9 protein-coding genes and 1 riboswitch are annotated in these 9,302 nt (G+C 64.7%); of the genes, 4 read left to right on the top strand and 5 right to left on the bottom strand.

Annotated features, from left to right (window positions below; all coding sequences use genetic code 11):
• The 5 genes from Q4E95_RS13905 to Q4E95_RS06490 form a co-directional block, all read right to left on the bottom strand.
• Positions 1-378 (bottom strand): GNAT family N-acetyltransferase (locus Q4E95_RS13905; protein ID WP_368660313.1); only part of this gene is annotated, 378 nt, incomplete at its 3' end.
• Positions 379-535: 157 nt separating this feature from the next.
• Entirely contained in the window at positions 536-1,819 is a 1,284-nt protein-coding gene (locus tag Q4E95_RS06505) for an acyl-CoA dehydrogenase family protein (protein ID WP_303382544.1), read from the bottom strand.
• 102 nt (positions 1,820-1,921) lie between these two features.
• Positions 1,922-2,013: riboswitch (SAM riboswitch) on the bottom strand.
• Positions 2,014-2,065: 52 nt separating this feature from the next.
• Positions 2,066-3,394 (bottom strand): M18 family aminopeptidase, encoded by a 1,329-nt coding sequence (locus Q4E95_RS06500; protein WP_303382543.1) that lies wholly within the window; start codon positions 3,392-3,394, stop codon positions 2,066-2,068.
• 10 nt (positions 3,395-3,404) lie between these two features.
• Positions 3,405-4,562 (bottom strand): CPBP family intramembrane glutamic endopeptidase, encoded by a 1,158-nt coding sequence (locus Q4E95_RS06495; protein ID WP_303382542.1) that lies wholly within the window; start codon positions 4,560-4,562, stop codon positions 3,405-3,407.
• Positions 4,563-4,632: 70 nt separating this feature from the next.
• Entirely contained in the window at positions 4,633-5,367 is a 735-nt protein-coding gene (locus Q4E95_RS06490; protein ID WP_303382541.1) for a glutamine amidotransferase, read from the bottom strand.
• Positions 5,368-5,566: 199 nt separating this feature from the next.
• Between Q4E95_RS06490 and uraD the strand changes: the two genes are divergently transcribed.
• The 4 genes from uraD (at position 5,567) to Q4E95_RS06470 (ending at position 8,982) form a co-directional block, all read left to right on the top strand.
• Positions 5,567-6,061, top strand: coding sequence for a 2-oxo-4-hydroxy-4-carboxy-5-ureidoimidazoline decarboxylase (gene uraD, locus Q4E95_RS06485; protein WP_303382540.1), 495 nt, complete (start codon positions 5,567-5,569; stop codon positions 6,059-6,061).
• Positions 6,058-6,384, top strand: coding sequence for a hydroxyisourate hydrolase (gene uraH, locus Q4E95_RS06480; RefSeq protein ID WP_259912729.1), 327 nt, complete (start codon positions 6,058-6,060; stop codon positions 6,382-6,384). Before uraD ends, uraH begins: the two co-directional genes overlap by 4 nt.
• Before the next feature lie 76 nt (positions 6,385-6,460).
• Positions 6,461-7,345, top strand: a complete 885-nt coding sequence (pucL, locus tag Q4E95_RS06475) for a factor-independent urate hydroxylase (RefSeq protein ID WP_303382539.1) — start codon at positions 6,461-6,463, stop codon at positions 7,343-7,345.
• A gap of 86 nt (positions 7,346-7,431) precedes the next feature.
• Positions 7,432-8,982 (top strand): nucleobase:cation symporter-2 family protein, encoded by a 1,551-nt coding sequence (locus Q4E95_RS06470; RefSeq protein ID WP_303382538.1) that lies wholly within the window; start codon positions 7,432-7,434, stop codon positions 8,980-8,982.
• Positions 8,983-9,302: the final 320 nt, after the last annotated feature.

Genomic DNA, 9,302 nt, shown 5'->3' with positions numbered 1-9,302 from the left:
AACCCTTCTGGGCTCACCCAAGGGCCCCAACGACACATGAGGTGTACACGACCTCGTTTTTCCGTAGCCGCGCCCCCACCACCGGGAGCCGATCACCCAGGCGAGATCCGCGGACCGTTGAGTTCGCCGGATCGTGGCCTGCACATACCCGATGGCTTGCGTGGTGGCCACTGATCGCACGATCCAGTTACGCCATTCTTCGGCTCCGTCCGGTGAGGCTCCCCCGATCTGGTGCGCGTACCGTGCGGTGAGTTCGTCAAGCGTGGGTGACTCGCCACCCGTGAACTCGTAGAGTGCCGGGTCACCGAGTACCTCGACCATTTCTGAGGCGTGATCGACGCGCAGCGGTTCCAACGTTATGCAAGCGGCACATCTCATGGCTCGTGAGAACCTCTCTTTGCAGGTGGTGCGTCGTTGGGACCCTTGTGGCCCGCGCCCAGGGTTCTAACCACGCAGGAGATGGGTGCGAAGGCCCGGGCGGTACCTGTGATGCGTTCGCGGCACTGCCGAGAGTGCGCCAAAGACCTAACAGCGTTCAGCCCTGTTTCGTTGTGGGTTCGCCGGACGGGTTGACCTCACCAATGGCGTTGAGGCCGAACATCGGGGTGCCGTTGACGCGGTGGTCGCCCACGATCCGCGCCTTGTACATGGTGGGATTGTGGGTGGCCACCGTGCGCGCGTTGCGCCAAAAGCGGTCCAGGGACTTGGATTTACCCACGGCGGAGGCGCCGAGCAGATCAAAGATCCCGTCGGTGACGTCGCGCACCAGGTCCGGGACAACCACCTGCGCGTGCGCCACCGGCACCTCGCACGCGTTGGTCAACTCCTGAGGGTTCTCGAGCAGGGGATCGCCGCCGAGAACGCCGATGGCGGCGTCGAGCTCGCGGGCCGCCTGAAGAACGATTGCCCGCGCGGCGCCAGCCTTGGCGCTGAGCTCACCCACGCGCTGCAGGATCTGCGGGTCCTCACGCGCGACCGATCCCGTGCCGGTGTTGAAGCCGCGGGTGCGTGAACGCACCAGGTGAACACCCTCGTCGATCGCGGCCCTGGCAATGCCGGCCTCGACGGCGAGCAGCACGAGCTGGAACACGGCGGTCTCCTGGGTTGCCCGGCCGTCTCGATTGCGCACATGGGACGCCGGAACCTTGACCGCGCGGAAGTGGCTGGTGCCCGTTCCGGTGAGTTGCTGGCCGAAGCCGTCCCAGTCATCGACCAGTTCGATGCCGTCCCACGAGCTCTTCACCAGCGCGTGCGAGCGCTCCTCGTGACCGGGGATCTGGGCGGTGACCTGGATCCAGTCGGAGAAAATGGAACCGGTGGAGTAGTACTTGGTGCCGTTGAGTTCCCACTCGCCGTCGCCGGTCCGGGTGAGTGTGGTGGCGGCGGTGCCCAGGGCTGCACCGGAACGCTCGGTCGCGGCATTACCCACGGTTTCACCGGCGGCAATACGCGGGAACCAGACCTCGGACTCGTCGGAGCCCAGGCTCGCAATGAATCCCAGGTGTGAGCGGTACACGTGCGCCACGTTGGAGTCGGCGGCGGCCAGGGCGATCAGCAACTCGGCAACCTGCTCCAGGGTGGCACCGTAGCCGCCCCGCGGGCGCGGGACCGTGAGCGCGCCGAAGCGCCGCTCATTGAGCCACGCGAACTGCTCGAACGGGAGGATCCGCCGTTGTTCGCGCTCCACGGCCCCGCCGGCAATGCGCTCGAACACCGGTTGAAACACGTCGAAAAGGTCGCGGGTGCTCAGCGGCTCCGCGGCGTGCGGTTGATGTTTGGTGGTGGCCAACTGTTCTGTGGTTCGGGTGTCGGTGCTCATGTTCTCGGTGGTCCCTCGCGTTCTGTCGCGATGCTCCGCACCATCGACCGGGAGCAGCCCGGCGCACGGGCGTGAGCGTGCGAACCGCAGGAGCCGAAAAGCTGTCCATCGGTCGTGGCGGAAGCACCGTCCCGGTATCCGGGTGGTTGCTGCGGCGTTGACGAGCCACGTCTCTCGGCCGCTCTTGATGGCGTTACGGGTTCAGGCCATCACGGGCTCGGAGTGACTGTCAACACGCGTGACGCTCTATGACCGCCAGAACGCCCCGGTCACCCGGGACAGCGCATGCAGGTCGTCCACGTGGGCGAGTTCGCGGGCGGAGTGCATCGAGAGCAGTCCCACGCCCACGTCCAGTGTGCGCATGCCCAGCCGGGTGGCCGTGATGGGTCCGATGGTGGAACCGCACGGCACGTTGTTGTTGGAGACGAACTCCTGGTAACTGATTCCGGCGCGCTCGCACGCGTCCGCCCACAGCCCCGCGCCCACGGCGTCGGTGGTGTACCGCTGATTGGCGTTGATCTTGAGCAGCGGCCCGGCACCGGGCTCCGGAGTGTTCACGGGGTCGTGGTGCCCCCGGTAATTGGGGTGCACCAGGTGCCCGGCGTCCGCGGACAGGCACACCGATGCGGACAGGGAGCGCCGATAATCGTCCTGCGATTCGCCCCGGGCCGCACTGATCCGGACCAGGACGTCCTCCAGGAACGGACCGGCCGCGCCCGAGCGCGTGGCGGAACCGACCTCCTCGTGGTCGAACGCGGCCAGCATCGAGATCTGCGACGCGGACTCGAGGTCATCCGCGTGCTCGACCAGTGCGTGCAACCCGGCGTACACGGAGGACAGGTTGTCCAACCGCCCACTCGCGAGCAGCTGCCGCCGCTGCCCGATCAGCTCCGGTTTCTGGGTGTCCGCGAGCACCACGTCGAAGCCCACAATGCGCTCCGGAGTCACCGATGCCTCGACCATGTCCGCGAGCAACCCCAACACATCAGCGTCCTGAACCGACCCGGTCCCCCAGATGGGCTGCACGTGCTGCTGCTTGTCGAGCGTGAGACCCTCGTTGGCTGAGCGATCCAAATGGATGGCGAGTTGTGGAATGCGCGCAATGGCCTCGGTCGAGCACAGGTGCTGTGAGAGTTCACCGTTCTCACCGCGCACCACGAGCCGCCCGGCCAGGCGCAGGTCACGGTCCAGCCACGAGTTCAACAACACCCCGCCGTAAACCTCCACCCCGGCCTGGTACCAGCCGTGGGACACCGTGGTGGGTTTGGGCTTGAGCTTGAACCCGGGTGAATCCGTGTGGGCGCCCAGGATCCGGTAGCCGGTGCCCGCGCGAAGATCGCGCGGGGCCACCCAGGCGATCAGAGCGCCGTCGCGAATCGTGAAGTGCCGCCCGGCGACGTCGCTCCACGCCTCGGTTTCGTTCAGTTGCGTGAATCCCGCCCCGCGCAGCAGACCCGCCGCGGCCTCGACCGCGTGGTACGAACTGGGCGATGCCATGACGTAATCACCCAGTGCGCGGGCGTAGCCGAACGGGGCACGGTGAGAATCCAAGTCGGACACGCTGTGAGGGGCCATGCAGGACAGTCTAGGGAGTGCGCTCGGGATCGGCGGCCGAACCGGTCCGCCGCACGTCCAGTAGACCCACCGGGCGCCCCTGGCCGTCCCGTACCGTGTACGGACCGTACTGCTCGGGCAGGGAGAGGTAGTTCTGGGTGCGGGGATCCACCACGAATGCCGCGAGTTCGGAGCCGTTCTGGCTGACCACGCGAGGCCGCTGAGCGAGCGAGGGCAACCGCGGCGGGGGCGGCAGGATGATGGTGCGGGAGGTGGCGATCCGCGTCTTGCGCGCCATCCGGAACACGACCACAAGGAATATCCCGTTGATCGCGAGGGTGAACAGCACCTCGAGAGGCCCGCCACTCGTATCGTTGAGGTCCGCCAACCCGACTACGGCCATGAGTGTGACCGTGCAGTTGTTGACCACGTGGAGGGCGACCGCCGCTTCCAGCCCACCCGTGCGCCACGTGAGCACACCCATGGTGATCGCCATGATGGCAATTGCGGTTTGGCCCCACACGTCATAGAGGTGCCCGGCGACGAACAGCGGCACCGGCAAGAGAATGGCCCACGCCGGGTGCTTCAGCCACCGGCCGACCGTCTGCATTAGATAACCGCGGAAGATCAGTTCCTCCGCAAAACACTGGATGGGCACCAACAGCACCACCATGAGCAGCAACCAACCCCATTGGGGTGCCACGGTGAATTCGATCGCCTCGCCGCCGGCCAAGAGGTCCAGCAGGATGGACAGGCCGTTGACGACCACGAAAATGGCCAACGCCGCGAGCCCGCACTGAAGCAGCCACTTCCAGCGCAGCCGCCCCGTCACCGAGTGAAGCAGCCCCAGCGGCCGCGGGCCCATGATCATTCTGGCCACATACGCGGCCGGTGCCATCAGCGCAATGGAACCGAACAGGAAGAAAAAGGTCAGCGGATCCAGCTGGTTCATGGTGTCCAGGTTTTCCACGTCCATGGGGTTGTCCATGAACAGGATGACCGGGATGGCGAACAACACCGACAGGACGATGAACAAGAACAACAGGATGGCGCCCTCAACGAGCGGCTTCCACCATGCGTGGTTCCGATCCGCCAAACCCAACCGGTGGTATGCCAGCGTGCGCAGCTGCTCGGGCGGTATCGGGGACGGCGCGGGCGGCTTGCTCCAAGGCGCGGGATGCTGGCTCATGGTCCCACGCTATCGGTCGCTGGACCGCGGTGCGGTCATTGTGGTGGGCGTGTGCAGCGGATGTGCGCCCTCACACCGCGTAGCGGTCCACGAACGCCGCGAGGATCTTCTTGGGCTGGTCCACCTCGGGACCGTCCTTGACCCGGTCGATCACGGTCTGGGTGTCTCCCGGGCGGAAGTACCCCAGATCCTTGTAGGCGATCACCCGATTGATCAGCCCCTGCGGATCGAGCTCCGGGTGGAATTGAGTGGCGTAGAGATTCTCCTTGATCCGGTACATCTGCACCTCGCACACGGTTCCGCTGGCCAGCAACACCGCATTGGCGGGCAGTGATCGAGTGCCTTCCTTGTGCCCCACGTACGCGGTGAACTCCCCCGGCAACTGGGACAACAACGGGTCTGTGGCGCCCTCAGCGGTGACCGTGACGGTGATGGGCCCCACCTCTTCGCTGCGGGTGCGATCCACCACCGCGCCCTGGTGGGTTCCCAACGTGCCCACTCCGTAGCAGGCACCCAGGAACGGGAAGTCCCGGGCCACCACCTCGTCCAGGAGTGCGCTGATCCACTCCTCGGCCCGGCGCTGCGTGGCCGTTTTCTCCTCCGCGGGATCCGATGAGTTGAAGGGCGAGCCGCCCACGATGATTCCGCTGTACCTGTCCAGCTCCAACGGCGGAACCGGGCCCTTCTCCAGTCGCACGTGTTCGAGCTGGGATTCCTGCAGGCCACCAAAACGCCGAACGGCGTGATATTCCTCCAGGGCCACATCGTCTTCGGGCCGGGTGGCCAGCAGTACAAACGGTTTCATGGCCTCATCGTAGGCACCGTTCCGGCACCCGCCGTGCGCGTGCCGGTGTGCGTCACGCCACGTCACGCATGACGGTCCAATGACACGTTGTTTCGGTTCTGAAAACTCCGGCTCGACCCCCTTGACTTCCGCCGTGTGATCCAGTTCACTATCTTCATATGGAATTTAGATTTCACATAGCGAAAACGCAGGGGACGCAATGACGCTCAACGAGTTCAACGACCTGGATCGGCACGCGGCGGTGGAGACCGTTCGCCCCGCTCTGGACATCCAGCGCTGGGTCGACGACGTCGTGGACGGCCGGCCGTACGAAACCACCGACGACGCACTGGCCACCGCACGCAATGCCGCTCACCCTTTCACGGACGCAGAGCTCGACCAGGCTCTGTCGCACCACCCCAAGATCGGCGAGCGCGCCGCCGGAAAGTCCAAGGAAGCCGATCTCTCCCGCAACGAGCAGGCCGGGCTGGGTGAGTCCACGGAAGACATCAAGACCGAACTCGCCCGGGGCAACACCGAGTACGAGGAGCGCTTCGGCCAGGTATTCCTGATCCGCGCCGCCGGCCGTTCCGTGCCCGAGATTTTGTCAGAACTGCAGCGCCGCCTGCAGAACACCCCGGAAGACGAGCGCACCGAAGTTGCCGAGCAACTTCGTCAGATTGCACTCCTCCGCATCGAAGGGATCCTGTCATGAGCTTCATGTCCGCACACGTCCTTGATTCCGTGCACGGCTGCCCAGCCCAAGGAATTGACGTCACACTCCTCACCGGTGAGGGCCAAGAACTTGGCACTGCCACCACCAACGAGGACGGCCGAGTCACCGAACTCGGCCCGGAGACCCTGGAGTCCGGCCATTACCGGATCATTTTCGCAACCGAGCCGTACTTTGCCGGGCGCGAGCTCGAGACGTTCTACCCGTTCGTCTCAGTGGATTTCTCGGTGCGACAGGAGCAGGGCCACTACCACGTGCCCTTGCTGCTGAGCCCGTTTGCGTATTCCACGTACCGCGGCAGTTGACCCAGGAGCCGACCCAGTCGACGATTGCCGATCCACTCGGACAGCACACCCATTTTCTACACAGGAGTAACTCACGATGACCGAAGTAGTGCTCGGAAAAAACCAGTACGGCAAGGCGCAGAACCACGTGGTGCGCATCAACCGTGACAACGACCGTCACATCATCCGCGACCTGGTGGTCACCTCCCAGTTGCGCGGTGACCTCACCGAGGTGCACACCAAGGGCGACAACGCCCACTGTGTCCCCACCGACACCCAGAAGAACACCGTGTTCGCGTTTGCCCAGCGGTACGGCATCAAGTCCCCGGAGGACCTGATCCTCAAGCTCTCCGACCACTTCACGGGCGAGTTCGACTGGATCACCGGCGGCCGTTGGGCGGCGGACGAGTACCGCTGGGATCGCATCAACGACAACGACCACTGTTTTGTCCAGAACAAGCAGGAAGTCCGCACCTCCGTGCTCGTCACGGACGGCGACAAGAAGACCGTGATCTCCGGCTTCAGGAACCTCACCATCCTGAAGTCCACCGAGTCCGGCTTCGAGGGGTACCCCAAGGACCAGTACACGACCCTGCAGGAAACCACGGACCGCATCATGTCCACGGACGTGGCGACCCGCTGGCGGTACAACACCACCGATGTCGACTTCGACGCCGTGTACGAGGACGTCAAGAACATCATCCTCACCAAGTTCACCGACCACTACTCCCGCGCACTGCAGGAGACCCTGTACCTCATGGGCAAGGCCGTGATCGAGGCGCACCCGGAGATCGACGAAATCAAATTCTCGTGCCCCAACAAGCACCACTTCGTCTACGACTTGAGCTTCTGCGACCTGGGCAACAACAACGAAACCCATTACGCCGCGGACCGTCCGTTCGGGCTGATCGAGGCCACCGTACAGCGCAAGGACGCAACCCAGGACGAGCACGCCTGGATGGGCATCACCGGCTTTTGCTGAGCCATCTGCTTCACCACCGAGATGTCCCCGTCTCTTGAGGCCGAGGCGGGGACACACCGGCTCATTCATTCCGAGAAAGGCTTCCCATGTCACAAACCGCTACGACCGAGGTCAAGCGGCCCGAGGACCAGTACCTCGGCGCGGGTCCGAGCTTGGGCTACGGATTCCAGCACGTTCTGACCATGTACGGCGGGATCATCGCTCCGCCGTTGATCGTGGGTGGCGCAGCCGGTCTGTCCACCAATGAGCAAGCGCTCCTGGTCGCTTGCTGTCTGTTCGTCGGCGGCCTGGCAACCATGCTTCAGTCCTTCGGCATCAAGTTCTTCGGCTCCCAGTTGCCCTTGGTCCAGGGCACCTCGTTCGCCGGGGTGGCCACCATGACCGCGATCGTCAACGGTGACGGCGGGATCCAAGCGGTCTTCGGTGCGGTCATGGCATCGGCGGCCATTGGCTTCCTGATTGCACCGTTCTTCGCGCGCATCATCAGGCTCTTCCCGCCGGTGGTCACCGGCGTGGTCATCACGACCATTGGCCTGTCCCTGTTCCCCGTGTCCGCGCAGTGGGCCATGGGCGGTGCCGCCGTCGCAAATGCCGGGGACGAGAACGCGATCTTCAAGAACGTCTGTCTGGCCGGCGCCACGTTGGTGATCATCATGCTCCTGTCCAAGATGCGCAGCGCAATCATCTCGCGGCTGTCCATCCTGTTGGGCATCGTCCTGGGCACACTCTTTGCGCTGGCCATCGGCATGGCCGACTTCTCCAAGGTCATGGACGGCGCGATCTTCGCCTTTCCCGAGCCCCTCGCGTTCGGCCCGCCCACCTTCCAGCCCGCGGCCATCATCTCGATGACCATTGTGGTGCTGGTGATCCTCACGGAAACCACCGCGGACATCATTGCCGTGGGCGAGATCGTGGACACCAAGGTGGACCGCCGTCGGATCGCCAACGGCCTGCGCGCAGACATGGGTGCTTCCTTCCTGGCCCCGCTGTTCAACGGCTTCACCCAGTCCGCGTTCGCGCAAAATGTTGGTCTGGTCGCCATCACGGGAGTGAAGAGCCGATTCGTGGTCACGGCCGGCGGTCTGATCATGCTGATCCTGGGCCTGCTGCCCATCCTGGGTCGCGTGGTCGCAGCGGTTCCCATGCCGGTCCTGGGTGGCGCAGGCATCGTGCTCTTCGGCACCGTGGCCGCTTCCGGTATCCGCACCCTGGGCAAGGTCAAGTACCAGGGCACCCCCAACCTGGTCATCGTCTCGACCGCCATCGGTATCGGCATGCTCCCAATTGCCGCCCCGAACATCTACAGCGGCTTCCCCGCGTGGTTCGAGACCATCTTCCACTCCGGCATTTCCTCCGCCGCCGTGGCCGCCGTGCTGCTGAACATCCTGTTCAATGAGATCAAGCTGGGTAACCCGCCCAAGGGTCAAGGATCGGTCTTCACCGCGGCACCACCCCGCTACGTTCGACTTGAGTCGCTCGAGCACCTGCAGGGATCCCTGCGGGAGGGGGACACCATCAAGAACGGCAAGCTCGTGGACTCCGAGGGCACGGAAGTTCCCGCCATCACGGCGTCGGGCGAGATCGTTCAGGCCCCGGTCGTGGAAAAACACTCCGGGTCCACGGACAGCGGCCACTAGCCAGGCCGACGACGCCGCTCGCGACCCTCGTGCGCGAGGGCACCGAGCGCCGTCGTCGCCTTGAAAAGAACTCGCGGCTGCCAGGCCCCCACCGGAGCCTGGCAGCCGCTCTGCCACATCGGTGAACCACCGTGACACTGCAGGAGAAACTGTGCAGCCTTCAAGCAACCACCATATTTTGAGCGGGTTGACCAACAACCTCAAAGACGCCAACTCCGAGGAAACCCAGGAGTGGATCGAGTCCTTCGACGGGCTGATCGCGGCCCAGGGCACCGAGCGCGCGCAGTACATCATGCGCGCCATGTTGCAGTACGCGGGTG

It is taken from the genome of Kocuria sp. (assembly GCF_030536815.1).
Taxonomy (GTDB): Bacteria; Actinomycetota; Actinomycetes; order Actinomycetales; family Micrococcaceae; genus Kocuria; species Kocuria gwangalliensis.
This window is presented reverse-complemented; position numbering and strand designations above follow the sequence as displayed.

Coding starts and splice junctions, on each gene's coding strand:
- Q4E95_RS06505 (WP_303382544.1), bottom strand. CDS start 1,819: ATGAGCACCGACACCCGAACCACAGAACAGTTGGCCACCACCAAACAT.
- Q4E95_RS06500 (WP_303382543.1), bottom strand. CDS start 3,394: ATGGCCCCTCACAGCGTGTCCGACTTGGATTCTCACCGTGCCCCGTTC.
- Q4E95_RS06495 (WP_303382542.1), bottom strand. CDS start 4,562: ATGAGCCAGCATCCCGCGCCTTGGAGCAAGCCGCCCGCGCCGTCCCCG.
- Q4E95_RS06490 (WP_303382541.1), bottom strand. CDS start 5,367: ATGAAACCGTTTGTACTGCTGGCCACCCGGCCCGAAGACGATGTGGCC.
- uraD (WP_303382540.1), top strand. CDS start 5,567: ATGACGCTCAACGAGTTCAACGACCTGGATCGGCACGCGGCGGTGGAG.
- uraH (WP_259912729.1), top strand. CDS start 6,058: ATGAGCTTCATGTCCGCACACGTCCTTGATTCCGTGCACGGCTGCCCA.
- pucL (WP_303382539.1), top strand. CDS start 6,461: ATGACCGAAGTAGTGCTCGGAAAAAACCAGTACGGCAAGGCGCAGAAC.
- Q4E95_RS06470 (WP_303382538.1), top strand. CDS start 7,432: ATGTCACAAACCGCTACGACCGAGGTCAAGCGGCCCGAGGACCAGTAC.